This is a genomic window from Planomonospora alba, assembly GCF_039534085.1.
Classification (GTDB): domain Bacteria; phylum Actinomycetota; class Actinomycetes; order Streptosporangiales; family Streptosporangiaceae; genus Planomonospora_B; species Planomonospora_B alba.
Window position 1 is genome coordinate 144036 of the sequence record NZ_BAAAUT010000003.1, and the last position, 20611, is coordinate 164646.

General features: G+C 73.6%; 19 protein-coding genes and 1 pseudogene. 13 read left to right on the forward strand and 7 right to left on the reverse strand.

Translation table 11 applies throughout. The features are described from left to right. The first annotated feature begins 57 nt into the window (after window positions 1-57). Window positions 58-2853 (forward strand): preprotein translocase subunit SecA, encoded by a 2796-nt coding sequence (gene secA, locus ABD823_RS02750; RefSeq protein WP_344855522.1) that lies wholly within the window; start codon window positions 58-60, stop codon window positions 2851-2853. Between the two features lie 230 nt (window positions 2854-3083). On the opposite strand, the gene ABD823_RS02755 is transcribed toward secA, so the two are convergent. The 3 genes from ABD823_RS02755 to ABD823_RS02765 form a co-directional block, all read right to left on the reverse strand. After that, entirely contained in the window at window positions 3084-3632 is a 549-nt protein-coding gene (locus ABD823_RS02755) for an Rv3235 family protein (protein ID WP_344855524.1), read from the reverse strand. Window positions 3633-3970: 338 nt separating this feature from the next. Further along, window positions 3971-5302, reverse strand: a complete 1332-nt coding sequence (locus ABD823_RS02760; protein ID WP_344855526.1) for a PTS transporter subunit EIIC — start codon at window positions 5300-5302, stop codon at window positions 3971-3973. A gap of 33 nt (window positions 5303-5335) precedes the next feature. After that, complete coding sequence (locus tag ABD823_RS02765) at window positions 5336-6076, reverse strand: GntR family transcriptional regulator (protein ID WP_344855528.1); 741 nt, start codon at window positions 6074-6076, stop codon at window positions 5336-5338. A gap of 160 nt (window positions 6077-6236) precedes the next feature. On the opposite strand from ABD823_RS02765, the gene ABD823_RS02770 reads away from it, so the two are divergent. From ABD823_RS02770 to ABD823_RS02795, 6 genes are all read left to right on the forward strand, one after another. Continuing rightward, window positions 6237-7271 (forward strand): SIS domain-containing protein, encoded by a 1035-nt coding sequence (locus tag ABD823_RS02770; protein ID WP_344855530.1) that lies wholly within the window; start codon window positions 6237-6239, stop codon window positions 7269-7271. Between the two features lie 126 nt (window positions 7272-7397). Further along, on the forward strand, window positions 7398-7634 hold the full coding sequence (locus ABD823_RS02775) for a PTS sugar transporter subunit IIB (protein ID WP_344855532.1): 237 nt from the start codon (window positions 7398-7400) through the stop codon (window positions 7632-7634). A gap of 69 nt (window positions 7635-7703) precedes the next feature. Beyond that, window positions 7704-8153 (forward strand): PTS sugar transporter subunit IIA, encoded by a 450-nt coding sequence (locus ABD823_RS02780; protein ID WP_344855534.1) that lies wholly within the window; start codon window positions 7704-7706, stop codon window positions 8151-8153. Between the two features lie 244 nt (window positions 8154-8397). After that, entirely contained in the window at window positions 8398-8658 is a 261-nt protein-coding gene (locus ABD823_RS02785; RefSeq protein ID WP_344855536.1) for an HPr family phosphocarrier protein, read from the forward strand. Beyond that, window positions 8655-10406 (forward strand): phosphoenolpyruvate--protein phosphotransferase, encoded by a 1752-nt coding sequence (ptsP, locus tag ABD823_RS02790; protein ID WP_344855539.1) that lies wholly within the window; start codon window positions 8655-8657, stop codon window positions 10404-10406. The genes ABD823_RS02785 and ptsP overlap by 4 nt, the downstream gene beginning before the upstream one ends. Window positions 10407-10416: 10 nt before the next feature. Next, on the forward strand, window positions 10417-11763 hold the full coding sequence (locus ABD823_RS02795; protein ID WP_344855541.1) for a glycoside hydrolase family 3 protein: 1347 nt from the start codon (window positions 10417-10419) through the stop codon (window positions 11761-11763). Between the two features lie 177 nt (window positions 11764-11940). Here ABD823_RS02795 and ABD823_RS02800 read toward each other — a convergent pair whose 3' ends face one another. Continuing rightward, window positions 11941-12507 carry a CGNR zinc finger domain-containing protein gene (locus ABD823_RS02800; protein ID WP_344855543.1) on the reverse strand — a complete coding sequence of 189 codons (567 nt, stop codon included), beginning with the start codon at window positions 12505-12507 and terminating at the stop codon, window positions 11941-11943. A gap of 85 nt (window positions 12508-12592) precedes the next feature. On the opposite strand from ABD823_RS02800, the gene ABD823_RS02805 reads away from it, so the two are divergent. Further along, window positions 12593-13495, forward strand: coding sequence for an alpha/beta fold hydrolase (locus ABD823_RS02805; RefSeq protein WP_344855544.1), 903 nt, complete (start codon window positions 12593-12595; stop codon window positions 13493-13495). 350 nt (window positions 13496-13845) lie between these two features. Here ABD823_RS02805 and ABD823_RS02810 read toward each other — a convergent pair whose 3' ends face one another. Both ABD823_RS02810 and ABD823_RS02815 read right to left on the reverse strand, forming a co-directional pair. Then, complete coding sequence (locus tag ABD823_RS02810; protein ID WP_344855546.1) at window positions 13846-14634, reverse strand: hypothetical protein; 789 nt, start codon at window positions 14632-14634, stop codon at window positions 13846-13848. 59 nt (window positions 14635-14693) lie between these two features. Beyond that, window positions 14694-15329, reverse strand: a pseudogene (locus ABD823_RS02815) (ABC transporter ATP-binding protein); the annotation flags it as partial. Window positions 15330-15439: 110 nt separating this feature from the next. Here ABD823_RS02815 and ABD823_RS02820 point away from each other — a divergent pair. Together ABD823_RS02820 and ABD823_RS02825 are read left to right on the forward strand one after the other, a co-directional pair. Beyond that, the gene (locus ABD823_RS02820) at window positions 15440-16621 is read left to right on the forward strand and encodes a sensor histidine kinase (protein WP_344855548.1); all 1182 of its coding nucleotides are present in this window, start codon (window positions 15440-15442) and stop codon (window positions 16619-16621) included. Next, window positions 16618-17253 (forward strand): response regulator, encoded by a 636-nt coding sequence (locus ABD823_RS02825; RefSeq protein WP_344855550.1) that lies wholly within the window; start codon window positions 16618-16620, stop codon window positions 17251-17253. The genes ABD823_RS02820 and ABD823_RS02825 overlap by 4 nt, the downstream gene beginning before the upstream one ends. Window positions 17254-17260: 7 nt before the next feature. Here ABD823_RS02825 and ABD823_RS02830 read toward each other — a convergent pair whose 3' ends face one another. Continuing rightward, complete coding sequence (locus tag ABD823_RS02830; RefSeq protein WP_344855552.1) at window positions 17261-18463, reverse strand: acyl-CoA dehydrogenase family protein; 1203 nt, start codon at window positions 18461-18463, stop codon at window positions 17261-17263. 84 nt (window positions 18464-18547) lie between these two features. On the opposite strand from ABD823_RS02830, the gene ABD823_RS02835 reads away from it, so the two are divergent. From ABD823_RS02835 to ABD823_RS02845, 3 genes are all read left to right on the forward strand, one after another. Continuing rightward, window positions 18548-19192: an HAD family hydrolase gene (locus tag ABD823_RS02835; protein ID WP_344855554.1), complete on the forward strand. Its 645-nt coding sequence runs from the start codon at window positions 18548-18550 to the stop codon at window positions 19190-19192. Window positions 19193-19336: 144 nt separating this feature from the next. After that, window positions 19337-19843 (forward strand): DUF6912 family protein, encoded by a 507-nt coding sequence (locus tag ABD823_RS02840; protein WP_344855555.1) that lies wholly within the window; start codon window positions 19337-19339, stop codon window positions 19841-19843. A 53-nt stretch (window positions 19844-19896) separates the two neighbouring features. Then, a complete protein-coding gene (locus ABD823_RS02845) occupies window positions 19897-20532 on the forward strand; it encodes an HAD family hydrolase (RefSeq protein ID WP_344855557.1) in 636 nt (211 codons plus the stop codon). Window positions 20533-20611 lie beyond the last annotated feature (79 nt).

A 20611-nucleotide genomic window follows, 5' to 3' on the forward strand; every position in this document is an offset into this window, starting at 1 on the left:
CTCGTCCTCATCCGGGCCGCTCCGGCCGCGGAAGACCTGCGAGGAGCCTTACCTACAGTGCCAGCCTTTCTCGACAAGATTCTTCGCGCAGGCGAAGGCAAGACTCTGCGTAAGCTCAAGCGGATCGCCGACCAGGTCAACTCCATCGAGGACGACTTCACGAACCTGACCGACGCCGAGCTGCGCGCGCTCACCGAGGAGTACAAGCAGCGGCACGCCGACGGCGAGTCACTCGACGATCTGCTTCCCGAAGCCTTCGCCACCGTCCGCGAGGCCGCCCGGCGCGTGCTGGGCAAGCGCCACTTCGACGTGCAGATCATGGGCGGGGCCAACCTGCACATGGGCAACATCTCCGAGATGCGCACCGGTGAGGGCAAGACCCTGACCTCGACGCTGCCGGCCTACCTCAACGCCCTGTCGGGCAAGGGCGTGCACGTCGTCACGGTCAACGACTACCTCGCCAAGCGCGACGCCGAGGAGATGGGCCGCGTCCACCGCTTCCTCGGCCTCCAGGTCGGCGTGATCCTGGCCAACATGTCGCCGGACGAGCGCCGCAAGGCCTACAACGCCGACATCACCTACGGCACGAACAACGAGTTCGGCTTCGACTACCTGCGCGACAACATGGCCTGGTCGCTGGAGGAGTGCGTCCAGCGCGGCCACAACTTCGCCATCGTGGACGAGGTCGACTCGATCCTCATCGACGAGGCCCGGACCCCGCTGATCATCTCCGGGCCCGGCGAGCAGTCCGGCAAGTGGTACGCCGAGTTCGCCAAGATCGTCCCCCGGCTCCGCAGGGGCACCGAGGGCAAGGACGGCCAGGAGAGCACCGGGGACTACGTCGTCGACGAGAAGAAGCGCACGGTCGGCATCCTGGAAGCGGGCGTGGAGAAGGTCGAGGACTGGCTCGGCATCGACAACCTCTACAAGCCCGAGCACACCCACCTCGTGGGCTTCCTCAACAACGCGCTGAAGGCCAAGGAGCTCTACAAGAAGGACAAGGACTACATCGTCGTCGACGGCGAGGTCCTGATCGTCGACGAGTTCACCGGCCGCGTCCTGCACGGCCGCCGCTACAACGAGGGCATGCACCAGGCCATCGAGGCGAAGGAAGGCGTCAAGATCAAGGACGAGAACCAGACGCTCGCCACGATCACGCTGCAGAACTACTTCCGCCTCTACACCAAGCTCTCCGGCATGACCGGCACGGCGGCGACCGAGGCCAACGAGTTCCACCAGACCTACAAGCTCGGCGTCGTCCCGATCCCGACCAACAAGCCGATGATCCGCAAGGACCAGCCGGACGTGGTCTACAAGACCGAGGACGCCAAGTTCCTGGCGGTCGTCGACGACATCGCCGAGCGCTACGAGAAGGGCCAGCCGGTCCTGGTCGGCACCACGAGCGTGGAGAAGTCCGAGCGGCTGTCCAGGGAGCTCAAGCGCCGGGGCGTCAAGCACGAGGTCCTCAACGCCAAGAACCACGCGCGTGAGGCGGCGATCGTCGCCGAGGCGGGCCGCAAGCACGCCGTCACCGTCGCCACCAACATGGCCGGTCGCGGCACCGACATCATGCTCGGCGGCAACCCCGACTTCCGCGCCGACGCCGAGCTGCGCAGCCGCGGCCTGGACCCGGTCGAGACGCCGGACGAGTACGAGAAGGCCTGGCCCGAGGCGCTGGAGAAGGCCAGGGAGGCCGTCAAGGCCGAGCACGAGGAGGTCACCGAGCTCGGCGGCCTGTACGTGCTCGGCACCGAGCGGCACGAGTCGCGCCGCATCGACAACCAGCTCCGCGGCCGCTCCGGCCGCCAGGGCGACCCCGGCGAGTCGCGGTTCTACCTCTCGCTCGAGGACGACCTGATGCGCCTGTTCAACTCGGCCCGGGTCGAGATGATCATGACGCGGCTGAACATCCCGGACGACGTGCCGATCGAGTCCGGCATGGTCTCCAAGGCCATCGCCTCCGCCCAGCACCAGGTCGAGCAGCAGAACTTCGAGATCCGCAAGAACGTTCTGAAGTACGACGAGGTCATGAACCGGCAGCGCAAGGTGATCTACGCCGAGCGCCGCCGGGTGTTGGAGGGCGCCGACCTGCACGAGCAGATCCGCGACTTCATCGGCGACGTCGTCGACGAGTACGTCGCCGGCGCCACCGCCGAGGGCTTCGCCGAGGACTGGGACCTCGACAAGCTCTGGAAGGCCCTGGGCCAGCTCTACCCGATCACCCTCACGGTCGACGGGCTCGTCGAGGAGGCCGGCAGCCGCGAGGAGCTGTCCGCCGCGTTCCTCGCCGAGAAGATCAAGGCGGACGCCCTGGCGGCCTACGACCGCCGCGAGGAGGAGCTCGGCCCGGAGGCCATGCGGGAGCTGGAGCGCAGGGTCATCCTCTCGGTCCTGGACCGCAAGTGGCGCGAGCACCTCTACGAGATGGACTACCTCCAGGAGGGCATCGGCCTGCGCGCGATGGCGCAGCGCGACCCGCTGATCGAGTACCAGCGGGAGGGCTTCGAGATGTTCTCCGCGATGCTCGACGGCATCAAGGAGGAGTCGGTCGGCTACCTGTTCAACCTCGAGGTCGAGGTGCAGACCAGCCCGATCGTCGAGGAGGCGGCCGACGAGGACGAGGCGGTCTCGGAGGCCCGGTCGATCATCGCCCGCGGCCTGCGCGGCCCGCAGCGCCCCAGCCAGCTGCAGTACACCGCGCCCGGTGAGATGGGCGGGGTGGAGCACACGAGCATCAGCACGAAGGAGGAGCGCGACGCCTACGGCAACGTCGAGCGCAACGCCCCGTGCCCCTGCGGCTCCGGCAAGAAGTACAAGCGCTGCCACGGCGACCCGAAGCACACCGAGGCCTGACATGGCCTGACGGGGCCGGGCCGGGTGGTCCCGGCCGGACCCCGTGAGCAGCCGGGGGAGGGGCCCGCACCGCACGGTGCGGGCCCCTCCGCGTGTCCGGGGCCTCCGCGTGTCCGGGGCCTCCGCGTGTCCGGGGCCTCCGCGTGTCCGGGGCCTGACGGGGCCGGGCCCGCCCGCCGCGGGCCCCGCCGCGTGCCCGGGGCCGCACCCCGCCCTCGGCCGGTCCCGCGTCAGGGCGTGGTCTCCACGTCGGTGCACAGCCACTGCACGCCCCGGCGCTCCAGCCGCAGGGCCAGCACCCGGGAGCGCTCGCCGCAGTGCACGAGCACGCACATCTCCACCGCCCCGTCCCGGGGCTGGGAGACGTGCGGCGTGCCGACCAGCGGCGGCCGCGTGCAGGAGAAGACCTTCCCGGCGCGGATCAGTTCCGCGTGGGCCCGGCGCGTCAGGTGGCGGGAGACGGTGGCGGGCGGGCGCCGGCCGGCGAGGACCTCCGCGACGGCCTGCCCCAGCGCCCGCAGGCGCCGCTCGTCGGGGACGGCTCCGGGCGGTCCCCACACCAGCGGCCGCCGGTACGGCGGGGCGGCGGGCTCCGGGTCCGCGGCGAGGGCGAGCGCGCCCTGCACGTACGGCCCCTGCCGGTACGGCACCGCGGCCGCCGCGGCGGCGCGGCCGGGGCGCTCCTCGTCGTAGGGCGGCTCCACCGCCGGCGAGGGCGCGATCCGGGGCAGCGGCGCGGGCCGGGGAGCGAGGGGCGAGGGGGACGGAGAGGGAGACACGGCGACTCCGGTTCGAAGGGTCTGGACCGAACTGACACCATGGGGAGTTTCCGGTCCCCCCACCAGATACATCGCCCGCCAACTTTCCGGGGAGCCCCCGGTGCTTCACCCGTTACGCGGAGAAGGTCGCGCCGAGCTGGAGTGGTGGCCGCGGGTGGCGGGCCGGGTTTCGGAACCGTCCGCGCCCGTGCGGGAGCGGCCGAAAACCGGGTGGGCGGCCGGGAGCGGGCGGTGTTCGAAGATCCGGGCTCCGGCGGCCCGTGCCGGGCCCGGCGATGCGTGCCGGGTCCGGTGGCGGGGACCGGTGGCGGGGACCGGCGGGGTCCGGCGGCGGGTGGTCAGGCGTCGGGGCCGGGCCGCGCTCCGCCGGAGTCCACGTCCGGCTCGGGCTCGCGGCCGGGCGTCATGATGTCCAGGCGCCTGATCAGGAAGCCGAACACGGCGTAGTAGACCACCGCGTAGACCAGGCCCATCACGATGAGGAGCGGCACCCCCCGGGCGTTGGGGGCGGTGCCGTACAGGCCGAGGTCGATCAGGCCGGAGGAGAAGCTGAAGGCCAGCTTGACGTCCAGTGCCGAGGCGACGGCCAGGGAGACGCCGGTCAGCACGATGTGCGCCACGAACAGGACCGGCGCCACGAAGATGAAGGCGAACTCGATCGGCTCGGTGATGCCGGTGAGGAACGCGGTGAGCGCGGCGGAGACCATGATCGAGCCGACCGCGGTGCGCCGGTGCGGCGGCGCGGCCCGCCAGATGGCGATCGCCGCCGCCGGCAGGCCGAACATCAGCACCGGGTAGAAGCCGGCCTCGAAGCCGCCGTAGCCCTGCACGCCGTTGTTGAAGCAGACGAGGTCGCCCGCGAGCTGCTTGCCGGTGTCCGTCACGCACGTGGGGACCTGGGTCCAGACGATGTTGTTGACGATGTGGTGCAGGCCCAGCGGGAGCAGGGCGCGGTTGACCATGCCGTAGACGCCCGCGCCCAGAGTGCTGTTCTCGGCGAGCCAGACGCCGAAGGCGCGGACCCAGCCGCCCAGGACCGGCCAGACGAAGCCGACCGCGACCCCGAGCACGAGCCCGGCGAAGGCGGTCAGGATCGGCACCAGGCGGCGGCCGCTGAAGAACGCCAGGGCGGTGGGGAGCCTCGTGCGGTGGAAGCGCTGCCAGAGCAGCGCGGAGCCCAGCCCCATGAGGATGCCGCCGAGCACGCCGGTGGGGTTCTGCGCGCCGAGGTCGAGCACCGGCTTCGGCAGGCCGGGGGCGGCCGGGTCGAAGACCAGCGTGGTGATCGACTTCTTCAGCGTCTCGTCGAACAGCGTGAAGAACATGTTCATGCTGACGGCGTGGAAGACCAGGTAGCCGACGAGCCCGGCCAGCGCGGTCGAGCCGTCGGCCTTGCGGGCGAACCCGATGGCCACCCCGATCGCGAACAGGATCGGCAGGTTGTCGAAGAGCGTGCCGCCCGCGGTGCCGAGCACGTGCGCCACGTCGTCGGCGAGGGCGTCGTCCGTACGGCCGAGCAGGTCGTCCTGGCCGAGGCGGAGCAGCAGCCCGGCGGCGGGCAGGACCGCGATGGGGAGCATGAGCGAGCGGCCCAGCCGCTGGAGCACGCCCATCACGGCGGGGCCGGGACCGGGGCCGGAGGGAGCCGCGTCCGACGGGGTGGAGCTCATCCGACAGTCCTCCTGGGGGTGGGGAAGAGGAGGTCAGGAGCGGCGCGCCGGTGTCTCCAGGACCGTGCGGAGCTGGTAGCGGTCGGCGCGGTAGGTGGACACGCCGAGCTCGGCGCAGACGCCGCCGGAGAACGAGCGCTGCTGGAGCAGCAGGACGGCCCCGCCGCGCGGCAGCTTCAGCAGGTCCGCGTCGCCGGGGTCGGCGATGCCGGCGTCGATGGTCAGCTCGCCCGCGTCCATGATCAGGCCGTAGCGGGTCTCCAGCACGGAGTAGAGGGAGCGGTCCGACAGCTCGTGGGCGTCCAGGTCGGGCGCGAGGGCGACGGGGACGTGCGCCCGCTCGATGCACATGGGCTCGCCGTCCGCGGTGCGCAGCCGCTCGACGAAGTGCACCTCGTCGCCCGCCTGGATGCCCAGCTCCCGGGCGAGGTGCGCGCTGGCCCGGACCACCCGGCGGTCCAGGTCGATCGAGCCGGGCTCCATGCCCCGGGAGCGCATCTCCTCGGTGAACGAGATCAGCCGGAGCGGCATCTCGATCTTGGGGCGGGCCACGAAGGTGCCCTTGCCCGGGACGCGCTGCAGCCTGCCCTCGGAGACCAGGTGGTCGACGGCCTGCCGTACGGTCATCCGGGACAGGCCGAAGCGCTGGCAGAGCTCGCGCTCCGACGGGATCGCCGCGCCGATGGCCAGCTCGTGGTTGTCGATGAGGTCGAGCAGGATCTCGCGGAGCTGGAAGTACTTCGGAATCGGGCTGTCCGGATCGATTTGCGCCATGTGATCCGCCCCCTCTCGAACTGTGCTGATTGATGGGTTATGGTTCGTACTGGTCTAGTCCGGACTAGACCACAGGCCGGAAAAGGGTGTCAACGTACGGACCGGCGACGGATCGATAACGGCCCGATCGCGCCTGTCCGAGCCGAAGGATGAGCGCGACATGACGACCAAGATGCGCGGTGAGATCGCCGAGCAGCCCGCTGCGCTGCAGGCCACGCTGGACGCCCTTCTCCCCAGGGTGGGGGAGGTGGAGCGGCTGGCGCGGCAGACCAGGCAGCTGCTGTTCATCGCCCGAGGCACCTCCGACAACGCCGCAGTCTACGGCCGCTACCTGGTCGAGGCGCACGCGGGCCGCCTGTCCACGCTCGCCGCGCCGTCGATCGCCACCACCTACCGGCGCCGGCTCGACCTGGACGGCGTGCTGGCGGTCGGCCTGTCCCAGTCCGGCCGGACCGAGGAGATCGTCGAGACGCTGGCCTGGGCCGGCGAGTGCGGCGCGAAGACCGTCGCGATCACCAACGGCGGCGAGGACAGCCCGCTGGCGCAGGCCGCCGACCTGGCCCTGTGCACCGTGGCGGGCGAGGAGGAGGCCGTCCCGGCGACCAAGACCTACACCACCCAGCTCGCCGCGCTGGCCGTGCTCGCCCTGGGCCTGGGCGCCGACGTGGACCCCGGCGACCTGCGGCGGGTCCCCGAGGCGGTGGAGAAGCTGGTCGGCGACCCCGGTGACCTGGAGACCGTCGTCGAGGGGCTGGCCGACAAGCAGGGCGTCGTGGTCTCCGGCCGCGGCCTGGCCTTCTCCACCGCGCTGGAGACGGCGCTCAAGCTGAAGGAGGCCTGCTACCTGCACGCCATGGGCCTGTCCTACGCCGACCTGCTGCACGGCCCGATCGCGGTCGTGGACGCCGACACCCCGGCGATCCTGGTCGCGGCCGGCGAGGGGCCGACCCTGGACGGCACCGTGGCGCTCGCCGAGCGGGTCACCGGCGCCGGCGCCGCGGCCTTCACCGTCGGCGGCGGCACCCGGCTCGCGGCGGCCGGGACGGCCGCGCTGAACGGCCCCGACCTGCCCGAGTGGGTCGCCCCGATCGGCCTGATCGTCCCCGGCCAGCTGCTCACCGAGGCCCTCGCGCGCCGGCTGGGGGTCGACCCCGACGCGCCGCGCGGCCTCAACAAGGTGACCCAGACGGACTGAGGACCCCGCCGCCCCGGCCCTCCGCCCCGGCCCTCCGGCCCGTGCCGCCGGGGCCCGTCCGCGGCGGGCCGGGAGCCGCCCCGGCAGGACCTAGGCTGGGCGGCACCGTCAAGGCAGGAGGGCGACATGTCGGCAGACGTCGGAGCGATCATCGCGGGTCTCGGTGGCGCGGAGAACATCGTCGAGATCGAGCCGTGCATCACCCGGCTCCGGACCGAGGTCCGCGACGCCTCGAAGGTCGACCAGGCGGCCCTGCGGGCGGCCGGCGTCCACGGGGTGATGGCGGCGGGCAACATCATCCAGGTGGTGGTGGGCCCCGAGGCCGACACGATCGCCGCAGACATCGAGGACATCATCGGCTGAGCGGGCCTCGGCCGGTGGACGCGGGGCCCGTCCCCGCCGGCGCGGGCGCGCACGGCCCGAGGGGGTGTGATGACCACCGCAGTTCTGGCCCCGGTCGCGGGGACGGCCGTCGGGCTCGCGGCGGTTCCCGACCCCGTGTTCTCGGCGGGGCTGGTCGGCCCGGGGGCGGCGATCGACCCGGCGCGCCGGCCCGGCCGGGTGGTCGCCCCCATCGCGGGCCGGATCCGCAAGCTGCACCCGCACGCCTTCGTGGTGGTGGGGGACGACGGCCGGGGTGTCCTGGTCCACCTGGGCATCGACACCGTGCAGCTGCGGGGGGAGGGGTTCGAGCTGCTGGTCGCCGAGGGCGACCGGGTGGGCGCCGGGCAGCCCGTGCTGTCCTGGAACCCGGCCGGGGTCGAGGCCAGCGGGCGCTCCCCGGTCTGCTCGGTGGTGGCGCTGGACGCCTTCGCCGAGGCCGTCACCGGGATCGCCGCCGGGGCGGTGGCCGCCGGGGACGAGCTGTTCCGGTGGGCGTGAGGGCCCGGCACCCGGATGTGGATCTTCGGGAAGAATAGGACGTGAGTGCAAGTCGCTCCACCGGGGGGAATGAGGCCCTGTGGCCGGGGCCGCCGAGGGGGCGGACCCGGTGACGACGGGCGGGACCCGCCGGGCGGACCCCGTGTCCGCCCCGGGGCCACGACCCGGCGAGGCCGACCGGCCTCCCCGGCCACGCAGGAGCCGGGCGGTCTAGACCGCCCGGCCGTACATTGAGGAGAAGCCCGTGCCCGAGCGTCACGTCATCGTCAAGGCCGAGGTGGGCCTGCACGCCCGTCCCGCCGCGACGTTCGTGCAGACCGCGGCCAAGGCCGCCGGCCTGGACGTCAGCGTCGCCAAGCCCGGCGGCAAGCCGGTCAACGCCAAGAGCATCCTCGGCGTCCTCTCGCTCGACGTCCGCCAGGGCGAGACCGTGGTGATCAAGGCGGAGGGCGAGGGGGCCGAAGAGGTCCTCGACCAGCTGGCGGAGATCGCGTCGGCGCCATGAGCCGGACGCTCACGGGGGTGGGCGTGAGCCCCGGCATCGGTTACGGGCCCGCCCACGTGGTCGAGGACGCCGTCCCCGCCCCGCCGCCCGGCGACCGGCACGACGGGGACGCCGAGGCGGAGACCCACCGGGCGCTGCGGGCGCTGGAGCAGGTCGCCGCGGACCTCCAGGAGCGGGGGGAGCGGGCCGGCGGTGAGGGCCGCGCCGTGCTGGAAGCCCAGGCCATGATGGCGCGCGACCCGGAGCTGGCGGCCGAGGTCGCCCGGCTGGTCGGGTCGGGGGTGAGCGCCGCCCGGGCGGTCCACGAGGGGTTCGGCGGCTACCGGGAGGCGCTCGCCGCGGCCGGGGGGTATCTCGGGGCCCGGGTCGCCGACCTGGACGACGTGCGCGACCGGGCGATCGCGGTCCTCGCCGGCCGGCCGGTGTCGCGCGTGCCCGCCGCCGCCGCGGAGCCGTACGTGCTCGTCGCCCGCGACCTGGCCCCGGCCGACACCGTGCTGCTCTCGCCGGACACGGTGGCCGCGTTCGTCACCGAGGAGGGCGGGCCGACCAGCCACACCGCGATCATCGCGCGGGCGATGGGCGTGCCGGCCGTCGTGGCCTGCCCGGGGGCGGCCTCCGTCGCCCCGGGGGCGCCGGTGCTCGTCGACGGGACCTCCGGCCGGGTACGGCTGGACCCGCCCGGCGAGGAGGTCGGGGCCGCCCGCGAGGCCGAGGCCGCCCGCCGGAGCCTGCTCGCGCGGGCCACGGGGCCCGGGGCGACCGCCGACGGGCACGCCGTGCCGCTGCTCGCCAACGTCGGCGGTCCCGGCGACCTGGAGAGCGCGCTGGCCTGCGGCGCGGAGGGCGTCGGGCTCTACCGGACCGAGCTGCTCTTCCTGGACCGGCCGCGGGCGCCCTCGGTGGAGGAGCAGGAGGAGGCGTACGCGCAGGTGCTGGAGGCGTTCCCCGGGCGGCCGGTGGTCGTGCGCGTGCTCGACGCCGGCGCGGACAAGCCGCTGGCCTTCCTCCCGCCGCCGGGCGAGGAGCCCAACCCGGCGCTGGGCGAGCGCGGCGCGCGGCTGCTGCGGGCCCGGCCCGAGGTGCTGGCGGCGCAGCTGACCGCCCTGGCGCGGGCCGCCGCGCGCGGCGGCGCGCGTCTGTCGGTGATGGCCCCCATGGTGGCCACCGCCGAGGAGGCGGCCTGGTTCGCCGCCGCCTGCCGCGCGGCGGGGCTGCCGTCCGCGGGGGTCATGATCGAGGTCCCGTCGGCCGCGCTGCGCGCCGCGGACCTGGCCGCCGAGGTCGACTTCTTCTCGGTCGGCACCAACGACCTGGCGCAGTACGCCTTCGCCGCCGACCGTCAGGTGGGCGCGCTGGCCGCGCTCCACGACGCCTGGCAGCCCGCCCTGCTGGACCTGGTCGGCGCGGCCGCGTCCGGGGCCGCCGCGCACGGCCGGCCGTGCGGGGTCTGCGGGGAGGCCGCGGGCGACCCGGCCCTGGCCTGCGTGCTGGTCGGGCTCGGCGTCACCTCCCTGTCGATGAGCGCGCCCGCGCTGCCGGCCGTACGGGCGGCTCTGGCGCGGCACACCCGGGAGCAGTGCGTGCTCGCGGCGCGGGCGGCGCGGGCGGCCTCCTGCCCGGCGGGAGCGCGGCGGGCGGCCCGGGCGCACCTGCCGGGCCTGGCGGGCCTGACCGGGGCGGGCCCGGACGATCCGGAGCCGGTCGAGCCGGGCGTGTCCGGGTCGTCCGGTCGCTCGCGCGGATAGCGTGGTGGCCATGCTTCGGTACGTGCGTGCGACGGCTCTTGCAGTGATCGCGACGGTGGCGACCGGGTGCGCCGGTTCGGGGGCGGCCGTGCGGCCCCCGGCGCAGACGCCCTCGGCGGCCTCCCCGGCCGGGACGGGCGAGACCGCGCCGCCGGAGCGCCGGACGCCCGCCCCGTCCGAGGGGCCCGCCGGGACCGGCGAGCCCGGCTCCCCGGTGGAGGCCGTGCTCGCGGAGATGAGCACCGAGGAGAAGGTCGGCCAGCTGTTCATGCCCGTCGTGTACGGCGCGGCGGCCGACGCCGTCTCCGGGGAGAACCGGGCGCGCTACGGCGCGGGCACCCCGGCCCAGGTGATCGCCAAGTACCGGCCCGGCGGGGTGATCCTGTTCCCCTGGGCGGGGAACGTCAAGAGCGTCCGGCAGCTCGTCGCCCTCACCAACGGCCTGCAGAAGGCCTCGCCGGAGATCCCGCTGCTCATCGGGACCGACCAGGAGAACGGCCTGGTCTCCCCGCTGGCGTCGCTGGTCACCGAGCTGCCCGGGGCGAAGGTGATCGGCTCCACCGGCGACCCGCGGCAGGCCCGCCGGGCCGCGGAGGTGACCGGGACCGAGCTGCGGGCGCTCGGCGTCAATCTGGACTTCGCCCCCGTCGCCGACGTGAACGTCAACCCCCGCAACCCGGTGATCGGCCCGCGCGCCTACGGCTCGGACCCCGAGAAGGTCGCGCCGATGGTCGCGGCCGCCGTCCGCGGCCTGCACGACGCCGGGGTGGCCGCCACGGCCAAGCACTTCCCCGGCCACGGCGACACGAGCGTGGACAGCCACACCGGTCTGCCGGTGATCGGGCACTCCCGCTCCCAGTGGTCGAAGCTGGACGCGCCGCCGTTCGCCGCCGCCATCGAGGAGGGCGTGGACGCGATCATGAGCGCGCACGTCGTCATGCCGGAACTCGACCCCTCGGGGGACCCGGCCACGCTCTCCAAGCCGATCCTGACCGGGCTGCTCCGCGAGGAGCTCGGCTTCGACGGGGTCGTCTCCACCGACGCGCTCAACATGGCGGGCGTGCGCGAGAAGTACGGCGACGCGGAGGTGGCCGTGCGGGCCGTCCTGGCCGGGGCGGACCTGCTGCTGATGCCGCCGGACTACGAGAAGGCGTACGAGGCGGTGCTGAAGGCGGTGCGCTCCGGCCGGATCCCCGCCGCACGGCTCGACGAGTCCGTGCGGCGGCTGCTGACGCTCAAGGCCGACCGGGGCTTTCTGGAGGAGGCCCCGGTGGCCGATCCGCAGAAGGCGGAGCGGGTGCTGCGCTCGGCCGCGCACCGCAAGGTCGCCGCGCAGATCACCGCCAGGGCCCGCTGAGGTCCGCCGGGATCCCCGCGGTCCCGGGGCCGGTCCGCGGGTCCGCCGAGCGGTGGGTCCGGCCGGTCCGCGGGTCCGCCGAGCGGTGGGTCCGGCCGACCCGCGGGTCCGCCGGTCGCCGGGGCCGGTCCGCGGGTCCGCCGACCGGTGGGTCCGGTCGGCCGGTGGCGGGTGGTCTCAGGCCGGTCGGTGGCGCCGGTAGTGGCGGGCGACGCGGACGCGGTTGCCGCAGCGGGCCGCCGAGCACCAGCGGCGGCGCGGGTGGGAGGGCAGGAACAGCAGCACGCAGTCGTCGGCCTCGCACCGGCGGATCCTGGTGACCGCGGGGTCGGCCGGCAGCTCGGCGGCGGCCTCGGCCAGCCACGCCGCCAGCCGGTCGCCGGGCGGCCCGGTGCGGCGGCGGGGCGCGGTGAGCGCCGCGCCGTCCCAGGTGAGGGCGGCGACGGCCGGCGCGGCGCGCTGGGCCCGGTTGAGGGCGTCCAGGTCGCCGTCCGCAGGGCGCTCGCCGCGGCGGACGTGGTCGAGCACGCGGGCGGTGCGGTCGCGGACGTCCCGGACGGCGCTCAGGTCGGCGGCGGTCAGGTCGGCGGCGGCGAGCTCCGCCGCCTCGCCGAACCGGTCGGCCTGAAGCCGCAGCCAGGCGTGCAGGTCGGCGGGGACGGCCAGCAGGTCACCGGCCGCCGTGCGGGTGTTGACCAGGTCCAGGGCCAGCGGCTCCCCGGTGAGGGGGACGGTGTCGTTCACATGTCTAACGATACCCAAGGGAGTTGACGCATTAGGATGATGATCGCTATATCTAATGCATCTACAACGATGAAAGGCATTAGATATGACGGTCGCCCCCATCGCCCGGACCGCCCACCGCCACCTCGACGTCGACGGCGTGCGGGTCTTCTACCGCGAGTCGCTGCCGGAGCGGGCCGACGCGCCGGTGCTGCTGCTCCTGCACGGGTTCCCCTCCGCCTCGCACCAGTTCCGCCGGCTCATCGACGCGCTCGGATCGCGCTACCGGCTCATCGCCCCCGACTACCCCGGATTCGGGCACACCCGGGCGCCGGACGGCTTCACCTACTCCTTCGACCGGCTCGCCGACGTCACCGAGGGCCTCGTGCGCGGACTCGGGCTGACCCGGTTCGTGATGTACGTGTTCGACTTCGGCGCGCCCGTCGGCTTCCGGATCGCCGAACGCCACCCCGAGTGGATCGCGGGCCTGGTGGTGCAGAACGGCAACGCCTACGAGGACGGGCTGTCGGACGGCGCCCGCGACTTCATCGCGCTGCGCCCGGAGACGCCGGGCGCCGAGGAGACCGTCCGGGACCTGCTCACCCTGCGGGGGACGCGCAGCCAGTACGAGACCGGCGTGCCCGACCCCGCGCTGGTCGCGCCGGACGGCTGGACGCTCGACCAGCACTTCCTCGACCTCCCCGGCCGCAAGGAGGCGCAGGTGGCGCTGGCGTTCGACTACCGCTCCAACGTCGAGCGCTACGACCGCTGGCAGGCGTGGCTGCGCACCCACGCCCCGGCCACGCTGATCACCTGGGGGGTCGGCGACCCGTTCTTCCCCGAGCCCGGCGCCCGCGCCTACCTGCGCGACCTCCCCGGCGCCGAGCTGCACCTGTTCGACACCGGCCACTTCGCCCTGGAGACCCACCTGCCGGAGATCGCGCCGCTGATCGCCGACTTCCTCGACCGCACCTGGGACCGGCGCCCCTCGGACACCGGCGGAGCGTAAGGGCCCTGTCACGCGCTCCTGCGCCGACGAGCCCGGCACCCTGCGCCCCGCCGCCCGCGGCCGTGTCCTGCCGCACCTCCCCGGTTCCCACCCCCGTGACCGCCGTGTACGCCATCCGCCTCGGCACGGCCGGCGGGGCCCGCGGCCTGCTGAAGCCCGCCGGACGGCCTGCCCGCGTCCGTGGCGGATTCCAGGCGGATCACGCCGGTCTCCGGGCTCGGGTCCATCACCGCCGGGCGGCGCGCGCTCGCCGATGCCCTGCCCGTCCGGGGGCGGCCAGGCGGTGGGCGTCATGACCGGGGCACCGGCCGTCCCGGGTCGCCGCAGCAGGCGTCATGCCGCGGTAGGGATCACCCTCGGCTCTCAAGTGCCTCCGGCCCGGTGGCGCGGTGTCTCCACGGTCCGGGAGTGATCGCCAGCGCGATGCCGATCGGCACCGTCGTCCAGGCCGCCAACACCGCGAACGCCGCTCCCGCCGGCATGTAGTCCTGTGGGGACTGATCGAGAAGCTGCATCCCGGCGACCAGCGGCAGGAACCTGCCGACGTCCGATCCACCGGGAATACCCATGAGGATCACCGGCAGCACGAACACGATCGCGATCAGCACCGCGGTCGCAACCGCTCCGCTGCGCAGCAGGGCGCCGAGCGCCAGGCCGGCGAGAGCGGTCATCAGCATCATGAGCGCCGCCGCGCCGATCGGCTGCCAGGCGCCCGCGGGCAGGAACGACGGATGGGACGGGGCGGCCACCAGCCTGCCGTACACGTAGCCGACGGCCCCGATGAGCAAGAATGCGGTCAGGGCCGCACCGGTCAGCACCACCGCCTTGGCCAGGAGGACGCCCCTGCGTGACGGCATGGCGGTGTAGGTCAGGTTGATCATCCCCGACGCGTGCTCGCCCGTCATCGTGATCACGCCGAGCGCGCCGATCAGCAGTGCCGAGAGCGTCACCCCGACGAAGACCACCGCCCACACCCGCAGCCCGGCCTGGTCGGCGGAGTGGCCGGCGTCGAGATCCGAAAGGCTCGTCACCCCCGTGGACGCGGTGAGGACCAGCGCGCAGCCGATGCTCGCCGCGAGGGCCCACAGGGTCGAGCGCAGCGTCCGGAATTTCAGCCATTCCGCAGCCAGCACGTTCATGACATGCCTCCCACGGCCTCGAGGTAGACGTCCTCCAGCGACATGCCGGGCCGGACGAACTCGGCCGTGGGCACGTCGGCCACCAGTCGCCCGCGGGCGATGACGATCAGATGGTCGGCGGTGATCGCCATCTCGGACATCAGGTGACTCGACACCAGGACCGTGCGGCCCTCGGCGGCCAGTGACCTGAGCAGGTCCCGCGTCCACTTGACGCCCTCGGCGTCGAGCCCGTTGACGGGCTCGTCCAGGATCAGCACGGGAGGGTCGCCCAGCAGCGCCGCCGCGATCCCGAGCCGCTGCTTCATGCCGAGGGAGTAGACCCCGATCCGCTTGCGTACCCCGCCCAGCCCCACCCGCTCGAGCAGGGGTGCGATCCGGTCGCGCGACAGGCCGTTGGAGGCGGCCAGCCACCGCAGGTGCTGGTCGGCGCGGCGACCGCCGTGCACGGCGGCCGCGTCGAGCAACGCACCGACTCTGGTGAGGGGCTTATCGATCTTCTGGTACGGCAGGCCGTCGACCAGGGCACGCCCCGCTGTGGGGCGTTCGAGGCCGACGATCAGCCGCATCGTGGTCGTCTTCCCCGCCCCGTTGGGCCCGAGGAAGCCGGTGACCCGGCCCGGATGTACCTCGAAGGAGAGGTCGTCCACGGCCCGGTCGCGTCCGAAGCGTTTGGTGAGACCGGCAATTTCGATCATGCCTTCGATGATTCTCTGCGCGGTGCGGTTTCCGCTTCTGCCACAGGTCCGATGCGGTATCGGACTCCGGTCCGATGCGCGGACCCGGGCCGCCGGTCTACCGTCGGGATGTGCCTGCGACCGAGATCCGCCCGCCGCTGCTCAGCCGGGTGCCCTGCCGGGCCTGGGTGCTGCTCGACGGCCTGTGGGCGCTGGGGGTGGGGCTTTCCTATGTGGCGTTGGTGACGTACCACGGCACGGGATGGGTGGGTGTCGTCTCGGCGCTGGCCATGACGTTGCCGCTGGCCGTGCGGAGGATCTGGCCGCGCAGCGTGTTCTGCCTGGTCGCCGCTTGCGCACTGTGGATGCAGGCACTGATTCCGACCGGGGCGGAGCTCCTGGCCCAGCCCGTGGCCCTCTACATGGTCGGGCGGTCGGTGGGCGGCCGGTGGGCGGGCGGCGCGCTGGCGACGGCGCTTGCGGTGGCGGGGATCGCGCTGCTCCGGCCTCCGGTGGACCGCACGATGGTCATGCAGGCCCTGCTGGCGGGCGGGGTGCTGGTGGCGTTCTGGGCAGCCGGGCTGATGATGCGCGAGCGCGGAATCTACATCGAGCGGCTGGCCGCGCACGCCGAGGAGCGTGTCAGGACGGGGATGGCCGAGGAACGTCTGCGCATCGCCAGGGAACTGCACGACATCGTGGGGCACAGCCTCAGCACGATCGCCGTGCAGGCGGGGGTCGCCGCACACGTGGGCAGGCCGGAGGTGATGTCCGGGGCGCTGTGCTCCATCGGCGAGACCACCAGGTCGGCGCTGCAGGAAACCCGGCGCGTACTGGGCGTCCTGCGTGAGGACGGCGAGGCCTCGCTCGCGCCCGCTCCCACCCTGTCCGACCTCCCCGAGCTGGTCGAGCGGACGCGGGCGGCGGGGATCCAGGTGACGCTGTCCGTCACCGGTGACGTACCGCACGCGCTGGGACTGACCGTGTACCGAATCGTCCAGGAGGCGCTGACCAACGTGATCAAACATGCCGGGGCAGGCCACTCCTGCGTGACGGTGGCGCAGGAGGCGGACGGCACACGGGTGGAGGTGGTCGACGACGGGCCGGGAGGTACGCCGGGGGCGTCCGGCCACGGGCTGGCCGGGTTGCGGGAGCGGGTGCGCATGTTCGGCGGCGTCTTCGAGGCGGGGCCCCGGCCGCTCCATGGCTTCCGCGTGTACGCCTTGCTTCCGCCACAGGACGCGACCGGGCGCCCGGACCGGACGGGGAGCCGGATGACGCCGGGACACGCGGCGCCGGCGGAGCGGCGATGACCACGCGGGTGGTGGTGGCCGATGACGAGGCGCTGGTCCGAGGGGGTTTCCGGCTGCTCGTCGACAGCGCGCCGGGTCTGTCCGTGGTCGGGGAGGCGGCCACCGGCAAGGAGGCGGTGGAGGTCACCCGCCGCGAGCGGCCCGACGTGGTGCTCATGGACGTGCGCATGCCTGTCATGGACGGTATCGAGGCGACCCGCCAGATCTGCTCCGCGCAGCCGGGGGTCCGGGTTCTCATCGTGACCACATTCGACCTGGACGAGTACGTCTACGGCGCGTTGCGCTCCGGCGCCGCGGGCTTCGTGCTCAAGGACACCTTGCCGCCGGACCTGCTCCAGGCCATCCACGTGATCGCCGGAGGGGAGTCGCTGCTCGCGCCCACCGTCACCCGGCGGCTCATCGAACGCCACGTGGCCCGTGTGCCCCCACCCCGGCATCTGCAGATCACCGACCGCGAGCGAGAGGTGCTCGTCCTGATCGCCAAAGGCCTGTCCAACCAGGAGATCGGCGCTGAGCTCTGCCTCAGCCACGGTACGGTGAAAACACACGTCGGCCACCTGCTGGCCAAGCTCGGCGCGCGCAGCCGGGTGCACCTGGTGATCACCGCCTACGAAGCGGGATTGGTGCCCTGACCTGCCCTCAGGCCAGGTACGGCCTCAGCTCCCGGCGGGCGACGGTCCGGACGTGGACCTCGTCCGGGCCGTCGAAGATGCGCATCGCGCGGGCCTGGGCGTACATCAGCGCCAGCGGGACGTCGTCGCTGACGCCCATGCCGCCGTGCACCTGGATCGCGCGGTCGATGACCTCGCAGGCCATCCGGGGGGCGACCACCTTGATGGCGGCGATCTCGGTGGCGGCGGCCTTCGCGCCCACGGTGTCGATCATCCAGGCGGCCTTCAGGGTGAGCAGCCGGGCCTGCTCGACGGCCAGCCGGGACTCGGCGATCTGCTGCTGGACGACGCCCTGCTCGGCCAGCGTCCGGCCGAAGGCCACGCGGCTCGCGGCGCGGGCGCACATCAGCTCCAGCGCGCGCTCGGCCATGCCGACGGCGCGCATGCAGTGGTGGATGCGGCCGGGCCCGAGCCGGGCCTGGGCGATGCGGAAGCCGTCGCCCTCGGAGCCGATCAGGTTCTCCGCGGGCACCCGCACGTCGGTGAAGACGATCTCGGAGTGGCCGTGCTGCTCCTGGTAGCCGAAGAGCGGCAGGTGGCGGACGACCTCGACACCCGGGGTGTCCATCGGGACCAGGACCATCGACTGCTGCCGGTGGGCCGGGGCCTGCGGATCGGTCTTGCCCATCACGATCATGATCTCGCAGCGGGGGTCGGCCGCGCCGGTGATGAACCACTTGCGGCCGTTGACCACGTACTCGGAGCCGTCGCGGGTGATCGAGGTGGCGATGTTGGTGGCGTCGCTGGAGGCCACCGCGGGCTCGGTCATCGCGAACGCCGAGCGGATCTCGCCGTCGAGCAGGGGCCGGAGCCAGCGCTCCCGCTGCCCGGGCGAGCCGAACATGTGCAGGACCTCCATGTTCCCGGTGTCGGGAGCGGCGCAGTTCAGCGCCTCGGGGGCCAGGTCGACGGAGCGGCCGGTGACCTCGGCCAGCGTGGCGTAGTCGAGCACGGACAGGCCGGACTCGGCGGGCAGGAACAGGTTCCACAGGCCCCGCGAGCGGGCCTCCGCCTTGAGCTCCTCCACCACCGGGGGCAGGGTGTGGTCGTCGTGCCCGCGGGCCGCCCGCCACGCGTGGTAGACCGGTTCCGCCGGATAGACGTGGGACGCCATGAAATCGTTGAGGTCGGCGAGATACTTCTCCGCCTTCGAGCTGAGCGCGAAGTCCATGGCCGCCAGTCTGACACCGCCCGTTTTCCCCGGCTCCGTCGGCTGCGCCTAACCTGTAACAGGTTCTGTGCACGAGGAGGCGGGATGTTCAAGGGCGTGCTGATCGACTGGGGCGGGGTGCTCACCACGGGGCTGCGCGAGGCGATCGACGTGTGGATCGCCGCCGAGCGCATCGACCCCGGCCGCTACCGCGACGTGATGCGCGAGCTGGTCGTGCAGGCCTACGAGGCGGGCCCGGACGGCGAGAACCTCATCCACGCCCTGGAGCGCGGCGAGATCTCCGCGCTGGACTTCGAGCGCGACCTGGCGCGCAGGCTGCTCACGCTGGACGGCGTGCCGCCGGTCGCCGAGGGGCTGCTGACCCGGATGTTCGCCGGCTTCCAGCCGGTCCAGCCGATGTACGACATGCTGGCCGCCGCCCGCGCCGCCGGGCTGAAGACCTGCCTGCTCTCCAACTCCTGGGCCAACGACTACCCCCGCGACTCCTGGGACGGCCTCTTCGACCAGGTGGTCATCTCCGGGGAGGTCGGCATGCGCAAGCCGGAGCCGAGGATCTTCGAGTACGCCCTGGACCTCGTCGGGCTCTCCGGGCCCGAGTGCGTGTTCATCGACGACATCGAGGCCAACGTCACGGCGGCCCGCGCGCTGGGCATCACCGGCGTGCACCACCGGGAGCCCGCGGAGACCATCGCCCACCTGGAGGGGCTGTTCGGCGTCCGGCTGCGCTGACGCGCCGCGCCGTGCCTCGCGGGCCGGTCGCGCGGGCTGGCAGACTCGGGTGGGATCCGGCGCCGGACCGCCGCGCCGTGCAAGCCGCCGTACAAGCCGTGGTACGGGCCGCGCCAGCGGCCCGCCGAACAGATCGAGGAACGGATGCGCGTCTACCTGCCGTGCACGCTTCCCGCGCTGGCCCGCGTGGCCGCCGCCGGGGAGCTCGGACCGGCTCCGCTGACCGGGTACGCGGTGACCCCCGCGCTGGTCGAGTGGTACGCCTCGGGGGACACCGAGGAACTGGAGTACGTCGCCCTGACCGACGCGGCGCGGTCGTCCCTGCGGATGCTGGCCGCCGACCGCGCGGACGGGGTGAAGGCCGCGGCCCGCCGGGTGGTCGTCGCGGCCGAGGTGCCGGACGGGATCGTGGAGGCGGGCGCCGACCTCGAGGAGCGCTCCCGGGTCCGGCTCACGCGGGCGGTCACGATGAAGGAGATCGCCGCCGTCCACGTGGACGACCCCTCGGCCTCCGGTGACGTGGAGGCCGCCCTCGCCGCGCTGCCCGCGGCCGACGCCGGCGACGACGACGCGCGGTTCACCGTGGACGGCGCCGAGGCCCACGAGCTCATGTGGTACGCCACCCAGGAGATCCCCGACCTGGTCGGGTGAGGTTTTTATCCCGGTGCGGGGCGCTCGGGGCGCTGGATAGTCTTGAGGGCGATATGAGACACATCGTTTGGGACTGGAACGGCACCCTCTTCGACGACATCGACGCCGTGGTGCGGGCGACGAACGCGGTCTTCGAGCCCTACGGCGTCGGCGCCTACGACGCCGAGGGCTTCCGCGCGGTCTACACCCGCCCGATCTGGACGGCCTACGAGCGCATGCTCGGCCGCCCGCTGGCCGACGGCGAGTGGGAGCGCATGGACGCGGGCTTCCACGACCACTACCACCGGCTGATGCTGGAGTGCGGTCTCGCGGCCGACGCGCTCTCCACCCTCCAGGCGTGGGAGCGGGAGGGCGGCCGGCAGTCGCTGCTGTCCATGTGGTGGCACGAGCGGCTGACCGCCAAGGTCGCCGAGTACGGCATCGACCGGCACTTCACCCGGGTCGACGGGCTGCTGCACACGGTCCCCGGCGGGCACAAGGCCGAATCCATGGTCAGCCACCTGGCCGCCCTCGGCGTGGACCCGGCCGACGTGCTGGTGATCGGCGACAGCATCGACGACGCGCACGCCGCGCAGCACGTCGGGGCCCGCGCGGTGCTCTACACCGGCGGCATGACCAGCCGCGCCGAGCTGAAGGCGACGGGCCTGCCCGTCGTGGACACCCTCACGGACGCCCTGGACTACGCCTGACGGCCGCGCCCTGACCGGTCCGCCGGGCGCTCTCCGCCCGGCGGCCCGGTCCCGTCCGGCGGCCCGGTCCCGTCCGGCG

What these genes read in the sequence shown, in the direction of transcription:
- ABD823_RS02770 (WP_344855530.1), top strand. Translation starts at nt 6,237, where the DNA reads ATGACGACCAAGATGCGCGGTGAGATCGCCGAGCAGCCCGCTGCGCTG.
- ABD823_RS02810 (WP_344855546.1), bottom strand. Translation starts at nt 14,634, where the DNA reads ATGAACGTGCTGGCTGCGGAATGGCTGAAATTCCGGACGCTGCGCTCG.
- ABD823_RS02775 (WP_344855532.1), top strand. Translation starts at nt 7,398, where the DNA reads ATGTCGGCAGACGTCGGAGCGATCATCGCGGGTCTCGGTGGCGCGGAG.
- ABD823_RS02765 (WP_344855528.1), bottom strand. Translation starts at nt 6,076, where the DNA reads ATGGCGCAAATCGATCCGGACAGCCCGATTCCGAAGTACTTCCAGCTC.
- ABD823_RS02780 (WP_344855534.1), top strand. Translation starts at nt 7,704, where the DNA reads ATGACCACCGCAGTTCTGGCCCCGGTCGCGGGGACGGCCGTCGGGCTC.
- ABD823_RS02760 (WP_344855526.1), bottom strand. Translation starts at nt 5,302, where the DNA reads ATGAGCTCCACCCCGTCGGACGCGGCTCCCTCCGGCCCCGGTCCCGGC.
- ABD823_RS02830 (WP_344855552.1), bottom strand. Translation starts at nt 18,463, where the DNA reads ATGGACTTCGCGCTCAGCTCGAAGGCGGAGAAGTATCTCGCCGACCTC.
- ABD823_RS02825 (WP_344855550.1), top strand. Translation starts at nt 16,618, where the DNA reads ATGACCACGCGGGTGGTGGTGGCCGATGACGAGGCGCTGGTCCGAGGG.
- ABD823_RS02840 (WP_344855555.1), top strand. Translation starts at nt 19,337, where the DNA reads ATGCGCGTCTACCTGCCGTGCACGCTTCCCGCGCTGGCCCGCGTGGCC.
- ptsP (WP_344855539.1), top strand. Translation starts at nt 8,655, where the DNA reads ATGAGCCGGACGCTCACGGGGGTGGGCGTGAGCCCCGGCATCGGTTAC.
- ABD823_RS02845 (WP_344855557.1), top strand. Translation starts at nt 19,897, where the DNA reads ATGAGACACATCGTTTGGGACTGGAACGGCACCCTCTTCGACGACATC.
- ABD823_RS02795 (WP_344855541.1), top strand. Translation starts at nt 10,417, where the DNA reads ATGCTTCGGTACGTGCGTGCGACGGCTCTTGCAGTGATCGCGACGGTG.
- ABD823_RS02805 (WP_344855544.1), top strand. Translation starts at nt 12,593, where the DNA reads ATGACGGTCGCCCCCATCGCCCGGACCGCCCACCGCCACCTCGACGTC.
- ABD823_RS02835 (WP_344855554.1), top strand. Translation starts at nt 18,548, where the DNA reads ATGTTCAAGGGCGTGCTGATCGACTGGGGCGGGGTGCTCACCACGGGG.